The sequence below is a fragment of the Pseudomonas sp. UTLPPB19802 genome (assembly GCF_059730225.1).
Genome location: NZ_AP048545.1, coordinates 7,212,014 through 7,235,613, shown reverse-complemented (window position 1 = coordinate 7,235,613; position 23,600 = coordinate 7,212,014). Strand labels below are relative to the sequence as shown.

22 protein-coding genes and 1 tRNA gene are annotated in these 23,600 nt (G+C 60.5%); 15 read left to right on the top strand and 8 right to left on the bottom strand.

Translation table 11 applies throughout. The annotated features are described in order from the left end of the window. Nucleotides 1–2 precede the first annotated feature (2 nt). The 10 genes from AC6I6U_RS32040 to cysC all read left to right on the top strand — a co-directional run bounded on the left by AC6I6U_RS32040 (nucleotide 3) and on the right by cysC (nucleotide 11,646). Nucleotides 3–1,172, top strand: a complete 1,170-nt coding sequence (locus AC6I6U_RS32040; RefSeq protein ID WP_497879926.1) for a DegT/DnrJ/EryC1/StrS family aminotransferase — start codon at nucleotides 3–5, stop codon at nucleotides 1,170–1,172. A 3-nt stretch (nucleotides 1,173–1,175) separates the two neighbouring features. After that, nucleotides 1,176–1,901: a sugar phosphate nucleotidyltransferase gene (locus AC6I6U_RS32035; protein WP_497879925.1), complete on the top strand. Its 726-nt coding sequence runs from the start codon at nucleotides 1,176–1,178 to the stop codon at nucleotides 1,899–1,901. A 76-nt stretch (nucleotides 1,902–1,977) separates the two neighbouring features. Then, entirely contained in the window at nucleotides 1,978–2,916 is a 939-nt protein-coding gene (locus AC6I6U_RS32030) for an NAD-dependent epimerase/dehydratase family protein (protein WP_497879924.1), read from the top strand. Nucleotides 2,917–2,953: 37 nt separating this feature from the next. Continuing rightward, nucleotides 2,954–3,763 (top strand): ABC transporter permease, encoded by an 810-nt coding sequence (locus AC6I6U_RS32025; protein ID WP_497879923.1) that lies wholly within the window; start codon nucleotides 2,954–2,956, stop codon nucleotides 3,761–3,763. A gap of 5 nt (nucleotides 3,764–3,768) precedes the next feature. Continuing rightward, entirely contained in the window at nucleotides 3,769–5,091 is a 1,323-nt protein-coding gene (locus tag AC6I6U_RS32020; RefSeq protein ID WP_497879922.1) for an ABC transporter ATP-binding protein, read from the top strand. A 214-nt stretch (nucleotides 5,092–5,305) separates the two neighbouring features. Then, nucleotides 5,306–7,060, top strand: a complete 1,755-nt coding sequence (locus AC6I6U_RS32015) for a hypothetical protein (protein WP_497879921.1) — start codon at nucleotides 5,306–5,308, stop codon at nucleotides 7,058–7,060. Then, nucleotides 7,057–8,985 carry a glycosyltransferase gene (locus AC6I6U_RS32010; protein WP_497879920.1) on the top strand — a complete coding sequence of 643 codons (1,929 nt, stop codon included), beginning with the start codon at nucleotides 7,057–7,059 and terminating at the stop codon, nucleotides 8,983–8,985. The genes AC6I6U_RS32015 and AC6I6U_RS32010 overlap by 4 nt, the downstream gene beginning before the upstream one ends. Before the next feature lie 2 nt (nucleotides 8,986–8,987). After that, nucleotides 8,988–9,995 (top strand): hypothetical protein, encoded by a 1,008-nt coding sequence (locus tag AC6I6U_RS32005; protein ID WP_497879919.1) that lies wholly within the window; start codon nucleotides 8,988–8,990, stop codon nucleotides 9,993–9,995. 11 nt (nucleotides 9,996–10,006) lie between these two features. Continuing rightward, entirely contained in the window at nucleotides 10,007–10,927 is a 921-nt protein-coding gene (locus AC6I6U_RS32000) for a glycosyltransferase family 2 protein (protein WP_497879918.1), read from the top strand. Nucleotides 10,928–10,995: 68 nt separating this feature from the next. Next, nucleotides 10,996–11,646, top strand: coding sequence for an adenylyl-sulfate kinase (cysC, locus tag AC6I6U_RS31995; protein ID WP_497879917.1), 651 nt, complete (start codon nucleotides 10,996–10,998; stop codon nucleotides 11,644–11,646). Nucleotides 11,647–11,720: 74 nt separating this feature from the next. Here the strand turns inward: cysC and ychF are convergent, their stop codons facing one another. From ychF to AC6I6U_RS31955, 8 genes are all read right to left on the bottom strand, one after another. Next, nucleotides 11,721–12,821 carry a redox-regulated ATPase YchF gene (gene ychF / locus AC6I6U_RS31990; RefSeq protein ID WP_497879916.1) on the bottom strand — a complete coding sequence of 367 codons (1,101 nt, stop codon included), beginning with the start codon at nucleotides 12,819–12,821 and terminating at the stop codon, nucleotides 11,721–11,723. Between the two features lie 23 nt (nucleotides 12,822–12,844). Beyond that, a complete protein-coding gene (gene pth, locus AC6I6U_RS31985; protein ID WP_497879915.1) occupies nucleotides 12,845–13,429 on the bottom strand; it encodes an aminoacyl-tRNA hydrolase in 585 nt (194 codons plus the stop codon). Nucleotides 13,430–13,600: 171 nt separating this feature from the next. Next, on the bottom strand, nucleotides 13,601–14,194 hold the full coding sequence (locus tag AC6I6U_RS31980; protein WP_497879914.1) for a 50S ribosomal protein L25/general stress protein Ctc: 594 nt from the start codon (nucleotides 14,192–14,194) through the stop codon (nucleotides 13,601–13,603). A gap of 135 nt (nucleotides 14,195–14,329) precedes the next feature. Continuing rightward, nucleotides 14,330–15,271, bottom strand: coding sequence for a ribose-phosphate pyrophosphokinase (locus tag AC6I6U_RS31975; RefSeq protein ID WP_003171603.1), 942 nt, complete (start codon nucleotides 15,269–15,271; stop codon nucleotides 14,330–14,332). A 46-nt stretch (nucleotides 15,272–15,317) separates the two neighbouring features. Continuing rightward, a tRNA-Gln gene (locus AC6I6U_RS31970) sits at nucleotides 15,318–15,392 on the bottom strand. 35 nt (nucleotides 15,393–15,427) lie between these two features. Further along, nucleotides 15,428–16,279, bottom strand: a complete 852-nt coding sequence (gene ispE, locus AC6I6U_RS31965) for a 4-(cytidine 5'-diphospho)-2-C-methyl-D-erythritol kinase (protein ID WP_497879913.1) — start codon at nucleotides 16,277–16,279, stop codon at nucleotides 15,428–15,430. Between the two features lies 1 nt (nucleotide 16,280). After that, entirely contained in the window at nucleotides 16,281–16,898 is a 618-nt protein-coding gene (lolB, locus tag AC6I6U_RS31960; RefSeq protein ID WP_497879912.1) for a lipoprotein insertase outer membrane protein LolB, read from the bottom strand. 4 nt (nucleotides 16,899–16,902) lie between these two features. Next, the gene (locus tag AC6I6U_RS31955; protein WP_497879911.1) at nucleotides 16,903–18,627 is read right to left on the bottom strand and encodes a tetratricopeptide repeat protein; all 1,725 of its coding nucleotides are present in this window, start codon (nucleotides 18,625–18,627) and stop codon (nucleotides 16,903–16,905) included. Nucleotides 18,628–18,813: 186 nt separating this feature from the next. Here AC6I6U_RS31955 and hemA point away from each other — a divergent pair, with 186 nt between their 5' ends. From hemA to murI, 5 genes are read left to right on the top strand one after another with little or no spacing between them, the layout of a single operon-like run. Beyond that, complete coding sequence (gene hemA, locus AC6I6U_RS31950; RefSeq protein ID WP_497879910.1) at nucleotides 18,814–20,103, top strand: glutamyl-tRNA reductase; 1,290 nt, start codon at nucleotides 18,814–18,816, stop codon at nucleotides 20,101–20,103. Then, the gene (gene prfA, locus AC6I6U_RS31945) at nucleotides 20,100–21,182 is read left to right on the top strand and encodes a peptide chain release factor 1 (RefSeq protein ID WP_497879909.1); all 1,083 of its coding nucleotides are present in this window, start codon (nucleotides 20,100–20,102) and stop codon (nucleotides 21,180–21,182) included. The genes hemA and prfA overlap by 4 nt, the downstream gene beginning before the upstream one ends. Then, nucleotides 21,183–22,013 carry a peptide chain release factor N(5)-glutamine methyltransferase gene (gene prmC, locus AC6I6U_RS31940; protein ID WP_497879908.1) on the top strand — a complete coding sequence of 277 codons (831 nt, stop codon included), beginning with the start codon at nucleotides 21,183–21,185 and terminating at the stop codon, nucleotides 22,011–22,013. Beyond that, nucleotides 22,007–22,762: a molybdopterin-synthase adenylyltransferase MoeB gene (locus tag AC6I6U_RS31935; RefSeq protein WP_497879907.1), complete on the top strand. Its 756-nt coding sequence runs from the start codon at nucleotides 22,007–22,009 to the stop codon at nucleotides 22,760–22,762. Before prmC ends, AC6I6U_RS31935 begins: the two co-directional genes overlap by 7 nt. Then, nucleotides 22,755–23,546, top strand: a complete 792-nt coding sequence (murI, locus tag AC6I6U_RS31930; RefSeq protein ID WP_497879906.1) for a glutamate racemase — start codon at nucleotides 22,755–22,757, stop codon at nucleotides 23,544–23,546. Before AC6I6U_RS31935 ends, murI begins: the two co-directional genes overlap by 8 nt. Nucleotides 23,547–23,600 lie beyond the last annotated feature (54 nt).

Below are 23,600 nucleotides of genomic sequence, written 5' to 3'. Positions count from 1 at the left end.
TCATGAAATACCCCTTGATGCGCAACAACATCCTGCGTGAAGACCTGGACGCGGTCATCGAGCATCTGCGCCAGGATGATCCCAAGCTTACCCACGGCGAGCATGTGAAAGCCTTCGAAGCGGAATGGTCGCAGTGGCTCGGGGTCAAGTACAGCGTGTTCGTCAACTCAGGTGCCTCGTCGAACCTGCTGACCATGGCGTTGCTGAAGCTGCGCTACCCGCAGGGTGGGGAGGTGATCGTGCCTTCCCTGACCTGGGTCTCCGATATCGCCAGCGTCCTGCAGAACGGGTTTACCCCGGTCTTCACCGATATCGACCCGCGTACCCTGTCCATGGATCCCAAGCAGATCCTGGATAAGCTGACCGAGCACACCCGTGCGGTGTTCCTGACCCACGTACAGGGCTTCGACGGTATCGACGACGAAGTGCTGGCAGAGCTGGACCGCCGGGGTATCCCCCTGATCGAGGACGTGTGCGAGTCGCACGGCGCCGAACATGATGGGCGGCGTCTGGGCAGCATCGGCTGGGTCTCGAACTTCTCGTTCTATTATGCCCACCACATGAGCACCATCGAGGGTGGGATGATTTGCACCAACGATCCGCTCGTCTACCAGCAGGCTCGGATGCTGCGCTCCCATGGCATGGTGCGCGAGGCCAACGACCCGCAGACACAAGCCGAATACCGGGCGGCCAACCCCGAGCTGAACCCTGACTTCATCTTCGCGTTTCCGGCGTTCAATACCCGTAATACCGAGATCGGCGGGATTCTCGGGCGCAAGCAACTGAAGCGCCTGTCAGCCAACGTCGAGCGTCGTACGCAGAACCTGCGTCGCTTTCTCGGCCAGATCGACTCGCAGAAGTACCGCACCGATTTCAAGCTGGAAGGTTCGAGCAACTACGCGTTCAACCTGGTCCTGCGTGAGGCCGATGACGATCTGGTCGAGCGGCTCATGGTCCACATGCGCGAGGGTGGTATCGAGTTCCGCCGGGGCAGCGCCGGTGGCGGCAACCAGTTGCGCCAGCCCTACCTGAAGGGGCTCGTGCCGGACGGCTACTATCGCGAGTTCCCCGAGACCGAGCACATCCATTTCTACGGTTTCTACATCGGCAATTTCCCCGACCTGCGCGACGAGGAAATCGATGAGTTGTGCCGCTACCTCAATGACGTCTAAGCCATGACGGTTCGTACCGCGATTATCCTTGCCGGCGGCCTGGGCACCCGGCTGCGCAGTGTCGTCTCCGACGTGCCCAAGCCGATGGCGCCAATCAATGGCCGGCCGTTTCTCGAGTACCTGCTGGATTATTGGATCGGGCAGGGTATCTCGCGTTTCATCCTGTCGGTGGGGTACCAGTGCACGGTCATTACCGAGCATTTCGGCGGTCGCTATCGTACCGCCGAGATCGAGTATGCGATCGAGCATGAGCGCCTGGGGACCGGTGGTGGGCTGTTGCTGGCGGCGGCCATGCTCAAGGACGAGGACGCGTTCGTATTGCTCAATGGCGATACGTTTTTTGCCGTCGACCTCGCCGCGCTCGACAGCTTTGCCCGCAAGGCCGGCTCGGACTGGGCGCTGTCGCTTTTCCGCGCCGAGGAGGCGAACCGCTACATGGGCCTCGAACTGACCGACGAGCAGCGGATTCTCTCGTTGGCATCCCAGCGCGGGTTACCGGGCTGCCTCGCCAATGGGGGGGTGTACTGGGTTCGTCGGGACAGTCTCTTCGGCTTGCCATTCATGGCCGGCAATAGCGTATCGCTGGAAGACGAGCTGTTGCCGGCATTGCTGGGGCGTGGGGCCTGTGTGTCCGGGTTCGCCGCCGAGGGCTCGTTTATCGATATTGGCATTCCCCACGATTACCAGCGTGCCGGACAAGTGCTGATAGTCCCGGAGGGCCGCGGTTGACGTACTCGGGCCCTGGGCATGGGCATGGTTGCCACTTTATCTACATTTCCTACTCACTCGAAAAAGGAAGCAGACGATGAGTCTCAATATTCTCGTAACCGGCGGTGCCGGCTATCTGGGTTCCACACTTGTTCCCGCCCTGTTGGCGGCTGGCCACAAGGTCACGGTTCTGGACAACTTTCTGTTCAAGCAGGCGAGCCTGAATCATGTTTGCCACGATCCGAACTTCACGGTGGTGAGGGGAGACATCCGTCTCGAAAGCGTCATGGCCCCCCTGTTGAGCAAGGCCGATGTGGTCATCCCCCTGGCGGCTCTGGTGGGGGCTCCGATATGCAGTGCCGACCCGGTGGGCGCTTCGAGCATCAACCATGACGCGATCAAGCTGATGCTACGCCTGATGTCGCCGCAACAGATCGTCCTCATGCCGACAACCAACAGTGCCTATGGTACCGGTGATGCCGACAACTACTGCAACGAGGACTCGCCGCTGCGGCCGATTTCCCAGTACGCCAAGGAAAAGGTCGAAGTCGAGAAGCACCTGATGCAGCGTGAGAACGCGATCAGCTTCCGCCTGGCAACCGTCTTTGGCATGTCGCCACGGATGCGTACCGACCTTCTGGTCAACGACTTCACCTATCGCGCGGTATACGATCGCTTCGTCGTGCTGTTCGAGAGCTCTTTCAAACGCAATTACATTCACGTGAGGGATGTGGCGCGAGTCTTCCTGCATGGCCTGGAGAACTTTTCGTCCATGAAGGGTGAGGTCTACAACGTCGGCTTGTCGGATGCGAATATCTCCAAGCGGGAGCTGTGCGAGCGAATCCAGGCCCATATTCCCGATTTCGTGTTTCTCGAGGCGCCCGTGGGCAAGGACCAGGACCAGCGCAACTACGTGGTGTCCAATGCCAAGGTGGAAGCGACCGGCTACCGTCCCACCATGTCGCTGGACGACGGCATCCGGGACCTGATCAAGGGCTTCACCATGATCAAGAACTCGGTCTACGGTAACGTCTGACCCTGTCGTCATCCAGGTTGAATGAAAGGATCCCCGTTTGCTCAAGAACCCTTCGCGACAACATCTACTGCGCAATGTGATTCGCCATCGCTCCATGATCCAGGCGCTGGCGATCCGCGATCTGCAGAACCGTTATGCGGGAACCCTGGGTGGGATGTTGTGGGCTTTCATGCACCCGCTGGCTGTCGTCGTGGTGTTCTATTTCGTCTTCGCGGTGGGCTTTCGTGCCCAGGGGCCGGTGGGGACTCCCTTTGTCCTGTGGTTCGTCTGTGGTCTGGTACCCTGGTTCTTCTTCAGCGAAGCACTGCAGGCCATTACCCACTCGATCACCCGTAACGACCATCTGGTGAAGAAGACTGTCTTTCCGACAGAAGTCTTGCCGGTAGTCCACCTGGTGTCCGGGCTTGTCCCCCATGGGGTATTCCTGGGGGTGCTGGCAGGAATGATGCTGTTCTACGACGTGACGTTCGCCTGGGAGCGCCTGTTGTTCGTCTATTTCCTGTTCTGCATGAGTGTCCTGTTGCTGGGACTTGGCTGGTTGTTGGCGGCCTTGCAGGTGTTCTATCGGGATATTGGCCAGGCGCTGACGATCCTGCTCAACCTGTGGTTCTGGAGTACCCCGATCGTGTGGTCGCTGGAGATCATGCCGCCTGCCATCAGGGAGTGGGCGGTCTACAACCCGATCTACTACATCGTCCAGGGCTATCGTGGGCTGCTGATATTTCAAACCGTCTCCTGGCCGCCGATGAGCCAGACACTGGTTTTCTGGGGCGTGAGCCTTGGGCTGTTTTTTCTCGGATCAGCCATTTTTCGCCGGCTGAAGCCGGAATTCGCGGATGTTCTCTAATTACCATGCAGAACGAAATCGCCATCTCCGTGACGGATGTCTCGAAGAAGTTCAGATTGTTCGCTTCACCCCGTGAGCGCCTCATCGAGGCGCTACATCCGTTTCGCAAGCAATATCACCGGGAGTTCTGGGCACTGCGCGGGATCTCCTTCGATGTGATGAAGGGCGAGATCATCGGGGTGCTCGGGCGTAACGGTTCGGGCAAGTCGACGCTGTTGCAGATCATCTGCGAGGTCATGCAGGCGACCACCGGCAGTGTGCAGATCAATGGCAAGGTGTCTGCGCTGCTGGAGTTGGGGGCAGGCTTCAACCCCGAGTTCAGTGGCCGTGAAAATGTGATTCTCAATGGCGCCATCATGGGGTTTTCCCGCAGTGAGATGATCGAAAGGATGCCTGCCATCGAGGCGTTCGCCGAGATTGGCGAGCACTTCGATCAGCCGGTGAAAACCTACTCGTCAGGGATGTTCGTACGGGTGGCCTTTGCGGCGGCGATCCATGTCGACCCGGAGATCCTGATCATCGACGAGGCGCTGAGTGTTGGCGATGCGATGTTTCAGCATCGCTGTTTCCAGCGTATCCGCGAGTTCGTCGAGCAGGGCAAGACCATTTTGTTCGTGTCCCACAGCGTCGACACCATGCTTCGCCTGTGCAAGCGCGGGCTGGTGATCGACCATGGCAACCTGTGTTATGACGGCCCGATTGTGGCGGCGGTGAACCTGTACCAGAACCTGTTGTTCGGGACACAGGTGGAGGCCCCCACGAGTATCGACGAGCCGGAGTCGTCCCATGTAGAACAGGCCCGGCTACTGACTACCGGACGTACGGATGTTGTCTCTGGTCGGCCATTCTACAATGCCCATGAGACGCGGCTTGGCAGTACCCAGGTGCAGATCATCGACATCGAAATTTTGGCCGACGGGCGTTGCGACCCTCCACGGATTCCCGCGAACCAGCCTGTGGAGTTGCTGGTGAAGCTGCTTTTCCATGAAGCAATGGAGGGGGTTTCGGCAGGCTTTGCCATCGTATCACTTGATGGTACCTACGTTTTCGGAACCAACCAGTACATGCAGGGTGCACCATTGTTATCGGCGGACGCTGGTGAATGCCTGGTGGTCAGATTCGATTGGCACGCCCGTCTGGTCGGAGGGGAGTATTTTCTGAATGTCGGCTGCACGCAGATCACCGCGCAATCCGACCGTTTCCTGGACGTCAGACGTTCAGTGATTCGGCTCACTGTTGCCGGAACGCCGGGCATTACAGGCTTCGCCGACTTGCAGGTCAAGCATGAAGTCCTGTCGTTGTCCGGTATGGAAAAGGCCAGCTCATGAGTTCGAGGCGACTTCTTGTCCTCGTTTATCCGCGACGTGTTTTTGCACTGTTGCTCAAGGGTATTGGCACCACAAACATCGTCGCCTATGCCGGTCGCCACTACAGCCTGCGACAGGCATCGGGCACATTGGGTTTTGCCAGTGATATCGGGCATTTGCCGGGTATCCAGGTCGATGAGCGACTGGCGAACCTGCTTGCACGGATCAGATATTCATGAACAACCTGCAATTTTGCGCTCCGAAGCCCGAGGCTTTCCTGGAGTTGCTGACTCCGTCCTGTTCGAATCAGGACCTGATCGTTCGGCTGATCGGCGAAAATACCCTGGCCCGGGCGGTTGCTGACGCTGCACAGGCCCGGGGCGTCCGGTTGTTACGCGATTTGCCGCGGGAGGATGAACCCTCCAGCCGGCCGCAATGGATCATTTTCACTGAAACTGACGGTGAGCGCCTGGCTGACCAACTGCTCGCCTGTGTCGGCTTGCGTGATGTTTCCGTGCTCGCCCCGATCACCGACCACCATTTCAGTCGACGTCCGTTGTTCCTGGTTTCCATCCCGAAGTCGGGGACTCACCTCCTCTATGAGCTGGCCCGGGCGCTGGGGTATCGGGAAGGCGTGGTTATGCCGGAGTTTCCCAAGCCACAAACCTGGTACTGCGTCGAATACAGCAACTCGCATACGGTCGCGGCGGATTTCTTTGTCGATGGTGTACGGCGTTCCAGCTTCGGCAACCGTCACCATGCGTTCCTGTCGTCGCCAGCGTTGTTCATGTACCGGCACCCCCTGGATATCCTGGTGTCCGAGGCCAACTACTATGATCGTGAGGGCAAGACCACCTTTGCGGGCTGGCTGAGTGGTCTCGATGTGGCAGGGCGGATAACCCGCCTGCTGGATGACAACTGGTTGCTGGGTTCGCTTCGACAGCGGGTTGGCGGTTTTCTACCCTGGCTGGATTTCCCCAATGTGGCCTCGCTTTCCTTCGAAGAGCTGATAGGTAGCGCTGGTGGAGGGCGGGAGGCGGATCAACTGCGCCTCATCTGGTCTATCCAGCTCAAGCTCCAGGCCCCAGGCTCGCCCGCCGCCATTGCCGCGACGTTGTTCAACCCGGCATCCGCGACGTTCCGCTCGGGGCAGATCGGTGGATTTCGGCAAGCGATGGCCGAGGTGGATATCGCCCGTTTCGTCGAACATAACCAGGACCTGTTGGCTACCCTGGGATACCCCATCGATGGCAGCATCGACTTGCCGGCCAACCGCTGCAAGCGCCAGTCTGCGCCGCTACGCTATGCGGCAGAGACGTTCGACGAGACGCCCATCCTGCTGGAAGGGGATTTTTTCGGATGCAATCTGGTGCGTTTTCGCAAGCGCCTGTATGCGCTGCCGCTGCAGGTGGGGGCTGTCGACCTGCGTGTGTGTTCCGAGGCGCAACTGGGAGCCTTGCCTTCGGCGACGTCGGTGGGGGAGCTCAAGGCCCTGGTGCTTCTGGGCCAGAGCGCTGTCGAGGAGCGCAAGGCCATTCTGCATGAGGTATCCCGCATCTTGGTTGGCCGTCCTGTCGAACCTGAAGAGGGACCGGCGTTGGTGACGACCTATAACGGTTTCAATGTATTCAGGATCCAGCAACACTTCGTTGGACTGCGCCAGGCTGCGGGTCCCATGGATCTTTCCGGCAGCTTGCACACCCTGCTCGAGCGTTATCCGGGCAGCGACCTGCTGATCGCCAGAACGCTGGATGAGTTGGCCGAGCATATCGATGGCTTGTCCATGGTGATGCGCTGGTATGCCCCGCAGAAAGAATGCGTGACTGTACTGGATGGACAATTACAGAAGGCCAGCGATGAGCTGGCGTACCAGTTGGAGCGTGCCAACGCACGCATAGATGCCATGGAACGGATGTTGCACCGCCTGGAGCAACCTTGGTGGCAGCGTCTCTGGAGACTGGTCACCCATAAGCCAGGAGGGCAATCATGAATCAATTGGCAGTGGCTGTTCCCTGGAACCTGAGTCACTACATTCCCTGGCGTGGATGCCACCCATCGTATCGCGCCTTGTTCGAGTCGATGCCCGACGGCGTGAAGGCCAATGTCCTGGACAACGTTGCCGTGCGACATCAACTGGAGCAATCCGAGCCGGTTCGCCAGCGGTTGTTGGCGGCGCTGGCGAGTCAGCCTGGCGATCAATGGCCCGAGCCCTACATGTGTTGCTTCAGCCCTGAAAACCGCCTACTGACTCAGGCATTACCGGGTGACATCGAGTTCTTCCACTCCATTGCATTTCCCAGCCTGACCCGCCCCTTTGTTCTGCATTGCGAGTCCTTGCGCGGGCTTTTTGCGCCGTGGACAAGATCGCAATCGAGCATCAGCGAGCAATTGCCGATTATTCGCGAGCATTACCGTGCATTGCTGGGCAGCCCCTTGTGCCTGGGTATTTTTTCCCCACAGCCGGATACGCTCGTGGCACTGGATGATTTCCTTGGGTTGCCGCAGTTGCAATCCCGGTTGTTCCCCTCTCGTATCGGTTTGCCCGTATCCATGGTCGAGGCTCGCGGGACGCTTCCCGGGAAACCCTCGATAGCGCATCCGAGGTTTGTGTTCGTGTCGGTTCCGGACCACGAGAGCGACTTCTTCACCTGTGGCGGGCACCGTGTCCTGCGCTTCTGGAAGGCGTTCTGTGCCGCTGGTCGCAACGGTCTGCTCAGCATGGCCTGTGAGCGTCCCGACTCCGAGGCCCTGATGGCCATGGGGGTGGATCTGGCATTTGTCGAGCGCGAGACCGGTCGCAGCATTCTGTGGGCCAGTTCCTCCCAGGCAGATGTGGAGGCCCTTATGGCGGGGTCGCACGTTCTCCTGCAGCCGACCGACGTGCTGTCTGGGTTCGATATTCTCCAGGCGATGAGCCTGGGCTGCGTGCCTGTCGTCTCTGCGCTTCGTGGGATTGGCACGTACTTGCAGGATGGCCAGGACGGAATGATCCTCGGAACGGAGTCACAGGTTCCAGAACCCTGGCTGTTTGCTGCTCGCAAGGAGCATGAGGACGTTTCGCTGGTCGATGAACTGCTTGCTCGAATTCCCGACGTGCTGTTGCCGGAGACTTACCTGGCGTTGCAAAGGCGTGGCCATCAGCGAGCAATTACCGAGCTCTCCGGGACGTCGTTTGTCGAGACATTCTGGACACAGGTCCGCCAGCTTTACAGGGACAGTTTGATGGCTGCTCCTGCAACACCCGCCCCGGTGCCGCCACTCATTGACGGAGGCCTGCTTGATAACGTGGGCCTGAAGCGGGCGTTCAGCCAGGACGCGCGCCCGAGGTTGAGGATCAATACCGGAGGACGCAGTGTCTGGTCCGTGGGTGGGTGCTTCGTACTCATGGAAGGCAAGTCAGACTTGCATACTCCTGATTGGTCGATATTGACCCAGTACACCCGGACCCAGGCGCAGCCTGCCGTCTGGGCCAACAGCCTGCTCGAGTTGACGGGAGCCTATCTGCCGCAGGAGGGGAGGGTGGATCAACCCGAGCCTTCGGCACTGGTGAAGCTGTTGTCGAGATGGCTGATGCCCTTTCCCCGGCTGCATAGCCAGTGTTCGCAGTGGTTGCGTCGATATCGTCGCGCGCAGCAGTCACGAACGGCCACCGTTCCAAATCCGCAGGCGAGGTCGGCAGAGCAGCCTCATCTGGTCGTGGAGGGTTTCCATGGCTACAACATCATTCGTTACGGAAAGCGTTTTCACGCCATTCTGCAAAGTGAGGGGGCATTCGAGCCCGAACATCTGGAAACCTCTCGCTATAGCCGTCACCACAGTGGAGTGGATTTGCAGGCTGTCGAGCAGTTGGTGATCGCCAGCCTGCCTGCTGGTGTAGAAAGCGCGGATCAGTCGTCCATGGCACACAGGAGGTGAACATGACGCCGTTTCATGGCAGGCCACCGGTTCATCTGTGGGTCTACAACCATTCGTTCTACGGTATCAGCGACCAGGTCGATTTCCTGGTCATGGCACTGCAGCAGCAGGGGTATCCGGTCAGCGTGGGCAAGCGCCCCAGCGAAAGTCGCCTGAACATCGTCATCGAGAACTTTTCAGAAAGCACCCGGGACACCCTCATCGATTTCTGCGAGGCCCGCGGCAAGCGGGTCGCGGTCATCATGACCGAGCACCTGGATTTCATTGATGACCAGATACTGATCCATGGTGATCCGCTCTGGAACAACAATGACTACATGCATCCGGCCGTACAGGTGGCTCGTATCCAGCACCTGTTCGAATGTCTGCCACATATCTGTGCTTTCCTGATGCTGGGGGACCTGCCCGAACTGATCAACATGGACAAGTTGCTGCCCGGTGTTCCGGTGAGGGCCATTGGCTTCCCTTCGCTCCCCAAGGTCGCTCCCGATTCGGCAGGTTCCGCTCAAAGCGATCTCTTGTTCACTGGGGCTGTCACGGACTATCGGGGGCGTATGCTGGAAAGGTTGCGTAGCGAGGGTTTTTCGATCGCTTGTCCGGAGCGTTTCGTTTCCCGTAGCCAGCGCGACGCCCTGAACCGTTCGGCGCAGCTGGTTCTCAATATTCCCCAGCGCCTGGATTGGCGCTGGTTGTCACTGATGCGCATCATCGCGGCCCTCAGGGTGGGGAAGGTGACGGTTTCCCTGGGCACGGCCGATACCTCACAGATCGCCGCGTGCTGCCCCCAGATAAACCTCGAGCAACCCGATTGGCTCGACGTGCTGCGTGGTTATGTAGAAGGCACGGATGCCCTGTATGTACGCATGCATGCGGAGTATGAGGCCATGGCGGCGAGGTTCATGCAGGAGCACCCATTTCCGCATGATCTCTTCGACTACTGGCAAATGATTGATCGTGTGCCTTATTCCGGAAATGGAGATGAAAGATGGACGCAGAGTTATCCACAATAAGGCGTACCGTCATGCCTGCCACCCTGGAGGCTTCCGTACCCGAGACGCAGGAACCGTTGATTTCCCTGCTGTTGCCAACCCGTGGGCGTCCGGAACTGGTCGAGCGGTTCTTCGCGAGCGTGGTGGCTACCGCAGAGTGCCTTGCGGCAGTGGAGGTCATCCTTTATGTGGATGAGGACGACCTTGGAAGCCACCAGCTACAGTGTGATGCTGTACATACGGTGCGACTGATTGGTCCCAACCTTTCCATGGGGGCGTATAACACTGCCTGTCTTCAGGCGTCGCGCGGGCAGATCATCGTGTTGGTCAACGATGACATGGTCATGCGTACCCCCGGCTGGGATCGGGAGCTGAGGGCCCTGGACCGGCGCTTCGCGGACCGGGTCTACCTTGGCTACTGTAATGACCTGCTGAAAAAGGGCGGCCTGGCCACGTTTCCCATCCTTTCGCGCAGTACCTGCGAATTACTGGTTGACCCTTATCCGCAAGCCTATGCGGGTGCGTTCATCGATTTTCATCTGTTCGATATCTTCAAGCGCATCCAGCATGAGGGGTTCGATCGCGTCGTCTATCTGGACGACGTGGTCTTCGAACACCTGCATTATCGAACGGGCAAGGCTGATTTCGACGAAACCTACAGCAAGCGTGGGCGTTTCAAGGATGATCCCATTTTCATTACGCTGGGCGACAATCGACGTGATGCCGCCAGCCGTGTTGTCCGGGCGCTGCGCGGGGAGCCGGTGGGCGAAGCGGTGCTTCGTTCCGCGTCGGGCGAAGGCCCGCCGAAGGAGCGGGGAGCGCTGTTCTTTTATTTCAGGCGAATCTTTCTTGATCGCCAACTGCCGTTTCGCTGGCGTACCTACCTATGGGTCTGGTTCACCCTACGCCACTCGGCGGCACATGGTTTGTTGAAGCCCTTTGTCAAAGGGTGAGCTTTTTTGTATTCCGATATGGAAGAGGTGCAGCGCACCTGTCGTGTTCAACGCTGGAGAAGCAACTGATGAGCAGTGACGAAACCAGACATCTGCCAGACCCGGTGGAGCGTGATCTTTACTGGCAGTCGATCGAGATCGACAAGAATGCCCATGCCGCTCTCATGGGGCAAAAGCCCGTTGTATTGTGGTTTACCGGGCTCTCCGCTGCAGGCAAGACCACTGTCGCCAACCTGGTGGAAAAGCGTCTTCATGCGTTGGGGCGGCACAGTTATCTGCTCGATGGCGATAATGTGCGCCAGGGCCTGAATGCCGACCTGGGGTTCAGCGATGAAGACCGTGTGGAGAATATCCGCCGCGTTGCCCATGTCGCGAAATTGATGGTGGATGCGGGGTTGATCACCCTGGTGTCGTTCATTTCACCCTTTCGCGTCGAGCGGGCAATGGCGCGGGCCTTGTTCGAGGACCATGAGTTCTACGAAATATTCATCGACACACCGCTGGCGGTTGCCGAAGAACGCGACCCCAAGGGGCTTTACAAGAAGGCGCGTAGTGGTCAGCTCAAGAACTTCACTGGCATCGACTCCGTCTACGAGGTGCCTGAGGCTCCGGATATTCATATTGAAACGGTGCGCCTGAGCGCGCAGGAAGCGGCTACTCATGTGGTGGATTACCTGATCCGCCAGGGGTGCCTCGCTTCCAGCCAGGCGGTCGCCTAGTCGTAGCGCCATGCGCCGGAAACGAAAACGCCGCGATCAACGCGGCGTTTTTGTTCTGCATGACGTGCCGTGGGCTACACGTTGAAGCGGAAGTGCATCACGTCGCCATCCTTGACGATGTAGTCCTTGCCTTCCAGGCGCCATTTGCCAGCTTCCTTGGTACCCGCTTCGCCCTTGTACTGGATGAAGTCGTTGTAGGCGATCACTTCGGCGCGGATGAAGCCTTTTTCGAAGTCGGTGTGGATCACGCCGGCGGCTTGCGGTGCGGTCGCACCAACACGGACGGTCCAGGCGCGGACTTCCTCGACACCGGCGGTGAAGTAGGTCTGCAGGTTGAGCATTTCGTAACCGGCACGGATCACACGGTTCAGGCCTGGTTCTTCGAGGCCAAGGGCTTCGAGGAACATGTCCTTCTCTTCACCGTCGTCCAGTTCGGCGATTTCCGCTTCGATCTTGTTGCATACCGGTACCACGACCGCACCTTCTTCGGCGGCGATGGCTTTTACCACGTCCAGCAGCGGGTTGTTGTCGAAGCCGTCTTCGGCAACGTTGGCGATGTACATCACCGGCTTGGTGGTCAGCAGGTGGAAGCCACGGATCACGGCTTTCTCGTCCGTGCTCATGTTCTTCATCAGGCTGCGCGCCGGCTTGCCTTCGGTGAAGTGGGCGATCAGCTGTTCCAGCAGGCCCTTCTGGACCACGGCTTCCTTGTCGCCGCCCTTGGCGTTGCGCGCGACTTTCTGCAGTTGCTTCTCGCAGCTTTCGAGGTCGGCGAAGATCAGTTCCAGGTCGATGATCTCGATGTCGCGCTTGGGGTCGACGCTGTTGGCGACGTGAATCACGTTCTCGTCTTCGAAGCAGCGGACCACGTGGGCGATGGCATCGGTTTCACGGATGTTGGCCAGGAACTTGTTGCCTAGGCCTTCGCCTTTCGATGCGCCAGCCACCAGGCCGGCGATGTCGACGAATTCCATGGTGGTCGGCAGGATGCGCTTGGGATTGACGATCTCGGCCAGGGCCGCCAGGCGCGAGTCTGGCATCGGCACGATGCCGCTGTTCGGCTCGATGGTGCAGAAGGGGAAGTTTTCCGCCGCGATGCCGGATTTGGTCAGGGCGTTGAACAGGGTGGATTTGCCGACGTTGGGCAAGCCGACGATGCCGCAGTTGAATCCCATGGTGTTTCCCCTCGGATAAAGAGTCAGGCCTTCTGGGTGTGCAGGTTTTTCATCGCGCGGTTCCATTCACCGACGAGGATATCCGGCAGCACGCCGAGGGCAAAATCGATGCTGGCATCGAGTTTTTCCTGTTCGGCGCGTGGCGCACGACCCAGGACGAAATTTGAAACCATGCTTGCAACGCCGGGGTGGCCAATGCCGAGCCGCAGGCGGTGAAAGTTATTCTGGTTGCCGAGCTGCGCGATGATGTCGCGCAGGCCGTTATGACCGCCGTGCCCGCCGCCTTGCTTGAGCTTGGCAACACCGGGTGGCAGGTCGAGTTCGTCGTGCGCCACAAGGATTTCTTCGGGCTTGATGCGGAAGAATCCAGCCAATGCCGATACGGCCTGGCCGCTACGGTTCATGTAGGTGGTGGGAATCAGCAGACGAACATCCTGACCCTGGTGACTGAAGCGCCCGGTCAGGCCGAAATACTTGCGATCGGCCACGAGGCTGATGCCTTGTGCCGAAGCGATACGCTCAACAAAAAGGGCCCCCGCGTTATGCCGGGTCTGTTCGTATTCGGTGCCTGGATTACCCAGGCCAACGATCAGTTTGATGGCAGTCACGACAGGGGCCCTTCTATGGAATGGTGGATAACAACGCCGCAACCTGTGGAGCCTGCGGTGAAAGTGGACGAAAAATGCTCATTTACCATGATGTAAACTCCGCATTCTCGCCCGCTTTCTCGCTACGTTCCAGTCCGCGATGTTTCCAGTCACTCCGGCGTCAGAGTGAAATTACTCTGCAGCGCCTTCTTCTGGTGCAACACGTGGAGCGTGAACGTTGGCAACAGCCTTGTCGTCACCGTGTGCCAGAGCTACGAACTCAACACCTTTAGGTGCTTTCAGGTCGGACAGGTGAATGATCGAACCGACTTCGGCGTTGGCCAGGTCGACTTCGATGAATTCAGGCAGGTCCTTGGCTTCGCAGGAAACTTCGATCTCGTTCACAACGTGGGAGATCTCGCCGCCTTTCTTCACTGGAGCAGCTTCGTTGATGAAGTGCACAGGAACGGTAGCGGTCAGTTTCTTGCCGGCAACAACGCGAACGAAGTCGGCGTGCAGGATGAACTGCTTGGCTGGGTGACGTTGCAGGGCTTTAACGATCACGTTCTGCTTGGTGCCACCAACGTTCAGCTCGATCACGTGGCTGAAAGCAGCCTCGTCTTCGAACAGCTTGGCGATTTCTTTCGCCAGGATGGTGATGGACTCAGGAGCCTTGTCGCCACCGTAGACAACGGCAGGAACCTGGCTGGCGAGACGACGCAGGCGGCGGCTCGCACCTTTCCCCAGGTCGTTACGCGCTTCGGCGTTCAGGGTGAAATCAGTCATTTTGTATCTCCAAAATAGCCATCTTCCGGGCACGTCTGCGACCGACGTGAGCGGCATGGGCAAAAAAGCCCCGCCCCAACATGGGTGTTGGGGCGGGGCGCTTTACGTCAACGAGTGTTCTTCCGGGCTGGGCCCTTAGCGGAACATCGCGCTGATCGATTCTTCATTGCTGATGCGGCGAACCGCTTCGGCGACTACCGGTGCGATATCCAACTGGCGGATACGTGCACAGGCTTGTGCTGCAGCGGACAGCGGGATGGTGTTGGTCACCACCAGCTCGTCCAGCACGGAATTTTCAATGTTCTCGATCGCCCGACCCGACAGCACAGGGTGTGTGCAGTAGGCAAAGACCTTGGCAGCGCCATGTTCCTTGAGGGCTTTCGCCGCGTGGCACAGGGTGCCGGCGGTGTCGACCATGTCGTCGACGAGAATGCAGGTGCGGCCTTCGACATCACCGATGATGTGCATCACTTCGGAGTGGTTGGCCTTCTCACGACGTTTGTCGATGATGCCCAGATCCACGCCCAGCGACTTGGCAACGGCACGTGCACGCACGACGCCACCAATGTCCGGAGACACGATCATCAGGTTTTCGAAACGCTGGTCTTCGATGTCATCCACCAATACAGGGGAGCCGTAGATGTTATCTACCGGGATATCGAAGAAACCCTGGATCTGGTCAGCGTGCAGGTCAACCGTGAGCACACGGTCGATGCCTACCACGGTGAGCATGTCAGCGACGACTTTCGCGCTGATAGCCACACGTGCGGAGCGCGGACGGCGATCCTGACGGGCGTAACCAAAGTAGGGGATCACCGCAGTGATTCGGGTGGCTGAGGAACGGCGGAAGGCATCTGCCATCACGACGAGTTCCATCAGGTTATCGTTGGTCGGTGCGCAAGTCGGCTGAATGATGAAGACGTCTTTACCGCGGACGTTTTCATTGATCTCAGCGGTAATCTCGCCGTCGGAGAATTTTCCGACAGAGATGTCACCGAGAGGGATATGCAGCTGACGTACGACACGCCGAGCGAGATCGGGGTTGGCATTCCCCGTAAAGACCATCATCTTGGACACGCGCAGTACCTGAAGGCTGAGGGTAACCTGGATGAGTATTAGAAAATGGCAGGGGCGGCTGGATTCGAACCAACGCATGGCAGGATCAAAACCTGCTGCCTTACCGCTTGGCGACGCCCCTGTATCTGTTGCTACGAGTACCTGGTACTCGAATTCCTAGCGCAGACCTTGCAACTTTCGGTGCAACATCGAGATGTTGCTGCCTTTCGCTACAAACCCTGTATGGGTCTCTGCAAGAAGGGCCGAGACTTTATCAGCTTCAGCTTTGTTTGGGAAGGCCCCAAACACACAACTTCCAGTTCCGGTCAATTTCGCTTCGGTAAATTTACCTAGCGAACTCAAGGCATTACGTACTTCTGGATAGCGCCTTGAAACAACCGGCAAGCAGTCATTTCGACTGTTTCCCTCGGGAACGGGGCGCACTTTAATGGGCGCGGAGTCACGTGTCAACAGTGGATCCGAAAAAATTTCTGCTGTACTTACAGAGACTTGCGGGACCAGCACGACGTACCACGGCTCTTCGGGGGCCACCGGGGTGAGTTTTTCCCCGACACCCTCGGCGAAAGCCGCGTGGCCGCGGACGAAAACCGGTACGTCGGCGCCTAGTGTCAGGCCCAGGGTGGCGAGGCGATCCTCATCCCAGTTCAACTGCCAGAGATGGTTCAGGCCGAGCAGGGTGGTCGCAGCATTCGAACTGCCACCGCCGATGCCGCCGCCCATGGGCAGGATCTTGTCGATCCAGATGTCCGCGCCCAGTGTCGAGCCGGATTGTTCCTGGAGTCTTTTCGCTGCGCGCACGATCAGGTTGCTGTCGTGGGGGACGCCGTCGAATTCGGTGTGCAGTTGGATCACGCCGTCGTCGCGCAGGGCGAAGCGCAGTTCGTCGCCGTAGTCGAGAAACTGGAAGAGTGTCTGCAGCTCGTGATAACCGTCGGCCCGGCGCCCGAGGATGTGCAGCATCAGGTTCAACTTGGCCGGTGCGGGCAAGGTCAGTTGGCTGGCGCTCATGTCATTGCCCCAGCCGGCGTGGCTGCCAGTCCTTGATCACGAGGGTGACATCAAGGTCCTGGCCATGCAGCTTCAGGCGCTCGGGCAACCAGTAGCCGTTCTGTTCGGAATAACTCAGGTACTCGACCTGCCAGCCATCCTGCTCCAGGGTTGCCAGGCGACTGTCGTTGTCCAGGCCCAGGCGGCTCTTGCTGTCGGGCGCGGGCAGGCCGCGGACCCACCAGACCAGGTGGGACACCGGCAGTTTCCAGCCCAGCTGTTCTTCCAGCAGGGCTTCGGGGCTCCGGGCCTCGTAGCGACCCTGGTTGGCGACCTCCAGCGACACCTGGCCGGGACGTCCGGTCAGGCGTGCGGCACCGCGACCCAGCGGGCCGGAGAGGCGGATGTCGTAGTAATCCTGGCGCTGCAGCCAGAACAGCGTGCCGCTGCCGGAATCCTTGGGCGCGCGGATACCGACCTTGCCGTTGATCTGCCAGCCGTCGAGGCTGCTCAACTGCTGCTTGTGGCTGGCCCACAGGGCCGGGTCGCCGTGGCCCTCGACGGACTCACGGGCGCCGAAGCCCGCACAACCGGCGAGCAGGGCGATCAGGCTGAAAACAACGAGGTGGCGCAGGAACATAAGATTAAAGAGTCTCGGAACCGGTCAGGCGTTTGATGGTGCCACGCAGGATTGGGCTGTCGGGCTGGTCCTTGAGGAACTTGCCCCAGATTTTCCGGGCTTCACCCTGCTTGCCATTGGCCCACAGGACTTCGCCCAGGTGGGCTGCCACTTCCTGATCGGGGAAGCGTTCCAGGGCCTGGCGCAGCAGGCGCTCGGCTTCATCGAGGTTGCCCAGGCGGAAATTGACCCAGCCAAGGCTGTCGAGTACGGCGGGATCTTCCGGGTTCAGTTGATGGGCTTTTTCGATCAGTTCCTTGGCTTCGGCGTAGCGCGTGGTGCGATCCGACAATGTGTAGCCCAGGGCATTGAGCGCCATGGCGTTGTCCGGCTCGCGCTTGAGAATCGCCCGCAGGTCCTTTTCCATCTGGGCCAGGTCATTGCGTTTTTCCGCCTGCATGGCCCGGGTATAGAGCAGGTTGAGATCGTCCGGATACTGCAACAGGGCCTGCTGCAGGACTTTCCAGGCCTGGTCGCCCTTGTTGTTGGCGGAGAAAATCTCGGCTTCGATCAGGTACAGCTGGATCGCGTAGTCCGGCTGTTCGTCACGCGCAGCGGCGAGTCGTTTCGAGGCTTCGGCGCCGCGGCCGCTGGTAACCAGGATATCGGCCTGGCGCAGTTGCGCCGGCAGGTAGTCATTGCCCGCCCCGACTTGTTCGTACTCCTGCAGTGCGCCTTGCGGGTCGTCCTTCTCTTCGGCGATACGCCCCAGGTTGAGGTGGGCGGAGTCGACGTGGCTGTCGCGGGCGATCAGTTCCTCGAGGTAACCCTTGGCCTCGTCCCAGGCCTTGGCTTCCAGGCAGACCAGCGCCAGGGAGAAACGCAGTTCGTCGTCTTCCGGGTACTGCTGGACCAGGCTGGAGAACTGCACCTTGGCATCGGCCATGCGGTCCTGTTCGACCAGCATGCGTGCATAGGTCAGGCGCAGGCGCTTGTCATCCGGGTATTTCTTGATGCTTTTTTCCAGCAGCGGAATCGCTTCCTTGCCACGATTGAGGTTCTGCAGCAGGCGTGCGCGCAACAGCAGCGGGGCGATCTCGCCGTCTTCCGGCGGATTGTTCTCCAGCAGTGTCAGGGCGCCCTGGTTGTCGCCGTCCTGTTGCAGCAGCAGGGCCTTGCCGAAAATCAGCTGGCTGTTCTTCGGGTGCTTGACCAGCAGGCGGTCGAAGCTTTTCATCAGGCCGTTGCGGGTGTCCTGGTCGGTATCGGCGGCCGACAGGGCGAGGAAGTCGAAATGGGTATCGCCCTTGCCCTGCAGGACCTTCTCCATATAGACCATGGATTCGTCATAACGCCCGCTGCGGGCCAGCTGGATCGCAGCCGCGCGTTGCGCCTCGAGGTCGTCCGGGGCGTTTTTCGCCCAGATCAGCGAGGTGTCGAGGGCGGCCTGGTCGGCGCCCAGGTACTCGGCGATGCGGAAGGCCCGTTCGGAAATGCCCGGGTCCTGGGTATTGATCGCCTGGGTGACGTAGTTGTCCAGGGCGATATCGAAGCGATTTCGCTGGCCGGCCAGCTCCGCGCTCAGCAGGCTGAAGACCGTGTCTTCACTGAAGGATCCGTAGACCTTGGGCTTTTCCGGGGCCGCCGTGGTTTCCTCGGCCGCTGGCGTAGGGCCTGGCGACACGGGAGCCAAGGCCTGGCAGCCGCTGAGGAAGACAAAAGCAAGAAGCAACGCGGACGATCTATTCATATGGGAGAAGGGCAACTAACCTGCGGTCGGGCCATCATGACACAAGCGGTGGGCAGAACCATACCCGAGACCGCTCACCGGGGGCATTAATAGCAACGTTCCGTTATGACAATAGTCGGCGGTGGTTGTTCTGAACCGGGTGAAGTAGGACAATTGTCGGCTTCTCGACATCATCAGCGACCTTGAATGGCCTTCCTCGCACTCGGCATCAACCACAAGACGGCCTCCGTAGACGTGCGCGAGCGCGTGGCGTTCACTCCCGAGCAACTGGTGGAGGCGCTGCAGCAGCTCTGCCGCCTGACCGACAGCCGGGAAGCCGCGATCCTCTCCACCTGCAATCGCAGCGAGCTGTATATAGAGCAGGACCACCTGGCGGCGGAGACGGTACTGCGCTGGCTGGCCGATTATCACCACCTGAGCCTGGAGGAGCTGCGCGCCAGTGCCTATGTGCACGAGGACGATGCGGCCGTTCGTCACATGATGCGCGTCGCCTCCGGGCTGGACTCGCTGGTGCTTGGCGAACCGCAGATTCTCGGCCAGATGAAGTCGGCCTACGCCGTGGCGCGCGAGGCCGGCACCGTCGGTCCGCTGCTCGGGCGGCTGTTCCAGGCCACCTTCAGCGCGGCCAAGCAGGTGCGCACAGACACCGCCATCGGTGAGAACCCGGTTTCGGTGGCATTTGCCGCTGTCAGCCTGGCGAAGCAGATTTTCAGCGACCTGCAGCGCAGCACCGCACTGCTGATCGGCGCCGGCGAGACCATCACCCTGGTTGCCCGCCACCTGCATGAACAGGGCGTGAAGCGTATCGTGGTGGCCAACCGGACCCTGGAGCGGGCGAAGATCCTCGCCGAGGAGTTTGGTGCCCATGCCGTGCTGCTGGCCGACATCCCGCAGGAACTGGTGCACAGTGACATCGTGATCAGCTCCACGGCCAGTCAGCTACCGATCCTCGGCAAGGGTGCGGTGGAAAGTGCGCTGAAGCTGCGCAAGCACAAGCCGATCTTCATGGTGGATATCGCCGTCCCTCGCGATATCGAGCCGGAAGTCGGCGAGTTGGATGACGTTTACCTCTATACCGTCGACGATCTTCACGAAGTGGTCGCCGAAAACCTCAAGAGCCGCCAGGGCGCTGCGCAAGCCGCCGAAGAACTGGTCAGCAGTGGGGTCGACGATTTCATGGCTCGCCTGCGCGAGCTGGCCGCCGTGGATGTATTGCGTGCCTACCGCCAGCAGAGCGAACGCCTGCGTGACGAAGAATTGCAAAAGGCCCAGCGTCTGCTGGCCAACGGCAACAGCGCCGAGGAGGTGCTGATGCAACTGGCCCGGGGCCTGACCAACAAGTTGATGCATGCGCCCAGTGTGCAACTGAAGAAGTTGTCCGCCGAAGGCCGTCTCGATGCGCTGGCCATGGCGCAGGAACTCTTTGCCCTCGGTGAGGGCTCATCGGATAGCTTTTCGGATAAAAAACCGCAATGAAAGCGTCACTGCTGAAAAAACTGGACGTCCTCCAGGACCGTTTCGAGGAACTGACCGCCTTGTTGGGCGATGGTGAGGTCATTTCCGACCAGGCCAAGTTCCGCGCCTATTCCAAGGAATACGCCGAGGTCGAGCCGATTGTCGCTGCCTACCAGCAGGTGCTGAAGGTGCAGTCGGACCTCGAGGGTGCCCAGGCGCTGCTCAAGGACAGCGACCCGGACCTGCGCGAGATGGCGGTCGAGGAAGCTCGCGAGGCCAAGGAACAACTGGTCGAGCTGGAGTCCACCCTGCAGCGCATGCTGTTGCCCAAGGACCCTAACGACGGGCGCAACGTGTTCCTCGAAATCCGTGCCGGTACCGGTGGCGACGAGGCGGCGATCTTCTCCGGCGACCTGTTTCGCATGTACTCGCGGTATGCCGAGAAACGCGGCTGGCGGGTGGAAATCCTCTCGGAAAGCGAAGGCGAGCATGGCGGCTATAAAGAGGTCATCGCCCGGGTCGAGGGCGAGAATGTCTATGGCAAGCTGAAGTTCGAGTCGGGCGCCCATCGCGTCCAGCGTGTGCCGGCCACCGAGTCCCAGGGTCGTATCCACACGTCGGCCTGTACCGTGGCGGTATTGCCCGAGCCGGACGAACAGGAAGCCATCGAGATCAACCCGGCGGACCTGCGCATCGATACCTATCGCTCCTCGGGCGCCGGTGGCCAGCACGTGAACAAGACCGATTCGGCGATCCGGATCACCCACATTCCTTCCGGGATCGTGGTCGAGTGCCAGGAAGAGCGTTCCCAGCACAAGAACCGGGCGCGGGCCATGGCCTGGCTGTCGGCCAAGCTCAACGACCAGCAGACCAGCGCCGCCGCCAACGCGATTGCCAGCGAGCGCAAGCTGCTGGTGGGCTCGGGCGATCGCTCCGAGCGCATCCGTACCTATAACTTCCCCCAGGGCCGGGTCACTGACCATCGCGTCAACCTGACCTTGTACTCCCTGGATGAAATCATGGCCGGTGGTGTCGAGGCGGTGATCGAGCCGTTGCTGGCCGAGTACCAGGCCGACCAACTGGCGGCACTGGGTGATTGAATGACTATTATTGCCAGCCTGCTGCGCGCCGCCGAATTGCCTGATTCACCGACTGCGCGTCTGGACGCCGAGTTGCTGTTGGCGGCGGCTCTGGGCAAGTCCCGCAGTTACCTGCACACCTGGCCGGAAAAGATCGTCAGCAGCGAAGACGCGCTGGCCTTCGCCGATTTCCTCCAGCGCCGTCGCGGTGGTGAGCCGGTGGCCTACATCCTCGGTCAGCAGGGCTTCTGGAAGCTCGACCTGGAAGTCGCGCCCCATACCCTGATTCCGCGCCCGGATACCGAACTGTTGGTGGAAGCCGCTCTCGAACTGCTGCCGGCGACCCCGGCGAAGGTGCTCGACCTCGGCACCGGTACCGGCGCGATCGCCCTGGCCCTGGCCAACGAGTGTCCGGGCTGGCGGGTCACCGCAGTGGATCGTGTGCCGGAAGCCGTGGCCCTGGCCGAGCGCAATCGCCAGCGCCTGGGCCTGGACAACGCCACCGTGCTGCACAGCCACTGGTTCAGTGCCCTCGAAGGCCAGCGCTTTCAACTGATCATCAGCAACCCGCCCTACATCGCCGCAGCCGACCCGCACCTGGCCGAGGGTGACGTGCGTTTCGAGCCGGCCAGTGCGCTGATCGCCGGGGCCGACGGCCTGGATGACCTGCGCACGATCATCGCCCAGGCGCCCGCACACCTCGAAAACGGTGGCTGGCTGCTGCTCGAACACGGTTACGACCAGGCCGAAGCCGTTCGCGAACTGCTGGCGGCGCAGGGTTTCAGCGAGGTGCACAGCCGCACCGACCTGGGCGGCCACCAGCGTATCAGCCTGGGACAGCTAGCGTGCTGAACGACCAGGAGCTGTTGCGCTATAGCCGGCAGATCCTGTTGCGACAGGTCGATATCGACGGCCAGTTGCGCCTGAAACACAGTCGGGTACTGGTCGTCGGCCTGGGTGGCCTGGGCGCTCCGGTGGCGCTGTACCTGGCCGCCGCCGGTGTGGGCGAGTTGCACCTGGCGGATTTCGACAGCGTCGACCTGACCAACCTGCAACGCCAGATCATCCACGATACCGACAGCGTTGGCGCTAGCAAGGTCGATTCGGCGCTGCGCCGGCTGACCGCGCTCAACCCCGAGGTGCGCCTGGTCGCTCATCGCCAGGCCCTGGATGAAGACAGCCTGGCGGCGGTCATCGCCGGCGTCGACCTGGTACTGGACTGCTGCGACAACTTTGCCACCCGCGAGGCGGTCAATGCCGCTTGCGTGGCTGCTGGCAAGCCGCTGGTCAGTGGTGCGGCGATACGCCTGGAAGGCCAATTGTCGGTATTCGACCCGCGCCGGGCCGAGAGCCCGTGCTACCACTGCCTGTACGGCCATGGCAGCGAGGCTGAATTGACCTGCAGCGAGGCCGGTGTGGTCGGCCCGCTGGTGGGCCTGGTCGGCAGTCTGCAAGCCCTGGAGGCCCTGAAGCTGCTGGCCGGTTTCGGCGAACCGCTGGTGGGTCGCCTGCTGCTGGTCGATGCCCTGGGTAGCCGATTCCGTGAATTGCGGGTCAAGCGCGACCCGCAGTGTGCCGTCTGTGGCAGCCGCCATGCGTGAGGCGCCGATCGGGGTGTTCGACTCGGGTGTCGGCGGCCTGTCGGTGCTCAATGAAATCCATGCCCTGCTGCCCAATGAGTCGCTGCTGTACGTTGCCGACTGTGGGCATATCCCCTATGGCGAAAAAAGCCCTGAATACATTCGCCAGCGTTGTGAGGTGATTGCCGACTTCCTGCGCGAGCAGGGCGCCAAGGCGCTGGTGATTGCCTGCAACACCGCGACCGTTGCTGGCGTCGCCGACCTGCGCCAGCGTTATCCGGACTGGCCGCTGGTGGGCATGGAACCTGCGGTCAAGCCGGCCGCCGCCGCCACCCGCAGTGGAGTGGTCGGGGTGCTGGCCACCACAGGCACCTTGCAGAGTGCCAAGTTCGCCGCCTTGCTCGACCGCTTCGCCAGCGATGTGCGAGTGGTCACCCAGCCCTGTCCGGGGCTGGTGGAGATGATCGAGGCGGGCGACCTGCACAGCCCGGCCTTGCGCCAGTTGCTGGCCAGCTATGTCGAGCCGTTGCTGGCGGCCGGTTGCGACACGATCATTCTTGGTTGCACCCACTATCCGTTTCTCAAGCCGCTGCTGCTGGAGATGGTTCCCGCTTCCATCAGCCTGATCGATACCGGCGCTGCCGTGGCCCGGCAACTGCAGCGCCTGCTGCAGGCCCGCGACCTGCTGTCCTCGGGGCCTGCCCGCGAGGCAAGGTTCTGGAGCAGTGCTGATCCCCATCACCTCGGAAACATCCTGCCGATGCTATGGAATAAGCCGGGCGCCGTGGAACGCTTCGATCGCTAGGAAAATTCCTGCAAATTCGCTGAACTTCTGCCGCACGCCGCATTTCTATTGGAT

Coding starts and splice junctions, on each gene's coding strand:
- AC6I6U_RS32040 (WP_497879926.1), top strand. CDS start 3: ATGAAATACCCCTTGATGCGCAACAACATCCTGCGTGAAGACCTGGAC.
- AC6I6U_RS32035 (WP_497879925.1), top strand. CDS start 1,176: ATGACGGTTCGTACCGCGATTATCCTTGCCGGCGGCCTGGGCACCCGG.
- AC6I6U_RS32030 (WP_497879924.1), top strand. CDS start 1,978: ATGAGTCTCAATATTCTCGTAACCGGCGGTGCCGGCTATCTGGGTTCC.
- AC6I6U_RS32020 (WP_497879922.1), top strand. CDS start 3,769: ATGCAGAACGAAATCGCCATCTCCGTGACGGATGTCTCGAAGAAGTTC.
- AC6I6U_RS32015 (WP_497879921.1), top strand. CDS start 5,306: ATGAACAACCTGCAATTTTGCGCTCCGAAGCCCGAGGCTTTCCTGGAG.
- AC6I6U_RS32010 (WP_497879920.1), top strand. CDS start 7,057: ATGAATCAATTGGCAGTGGCTGTTCCCTGGAACCTGAGTCACTACATT.
- AC6I6U_RS32005 (WP_497879919.1), top strand. CDS start 8,988: ATGACGCCGTTTCATGGCAGGCCACCGGTTCATCTGTGGGTCTACAAC.
- AC6I6U_RS32000 (WP_497879918.1), top strand. CDS start 10,007: ATGCCTGCCACCCTGGAGGCTTCCGTACCCGAGACGCAGGAACCGTTG.
- cysC (WP_497879917.1), top strand. CDS start 10,996: ATGAGCAGTGACGAAACCAGACATCTGCCAGACCCGGTGGAGCGTGAT.
- ychF (WP_497879916.1), bottom strand. CDS start 12,821: ATGGGATTCAACTGCGGCATCGTCGGCTTGCCCAACGTCGGCAAATCC.
- AC6I6U_RS31980 (WP_497879914.1), bottom strand. CDS start 14,194: ATGACTGATTTCACCCTGAACGCCGAAGCGCGTAACGACCTGGGGAAA.
- ispE (WP_497879913.1), bottom strand. CDS start 16,279: ATGAGCGCCAGCCAACTGACCTTGCCCGCACCGGCCAAGTTGAACCTG.
- lolB (WP_497879912.1), bottom strand. CDS start 16,898: ATGTTCCTGCGCCACCTCGTTGTTTTCAGCCTGATCGCCCTGCTCGCC.
- AC6I6U_RS31955 (WP_497879911.1), bottom strand. CDS start 18,627: ATGAATAGATCGTCCGCGTTGCTTCTTGCTTTTGTCTTCCTCAGCGGC.
- hemA (WP_497879910.1), top strand. CDS start 18,814: ATGGCCTTCCTCGCACTCGGCATCAACCACAAGACGGCCTCCGTAGAC.
- prfA (WP_497879909.1), top strand. CDS start 20,100: ATGAAAGCGTCACTGCTGAAAAAACTGGACGTCCTCCAGGACCGTTTC.
- prmC (WP_497879908.1), top strand. CDS start 21,183: ATGACTATTATTGCCAGCCTGCTGCGCGCCGCCGAATTGCCTGATTCA.
- murI (WP_497879906.1), top strand. CDS start 22,755: ATGCGTGAGGCGCCGATCGGGGTGTTCGACTCGGGTGTCGGCGGCCTG.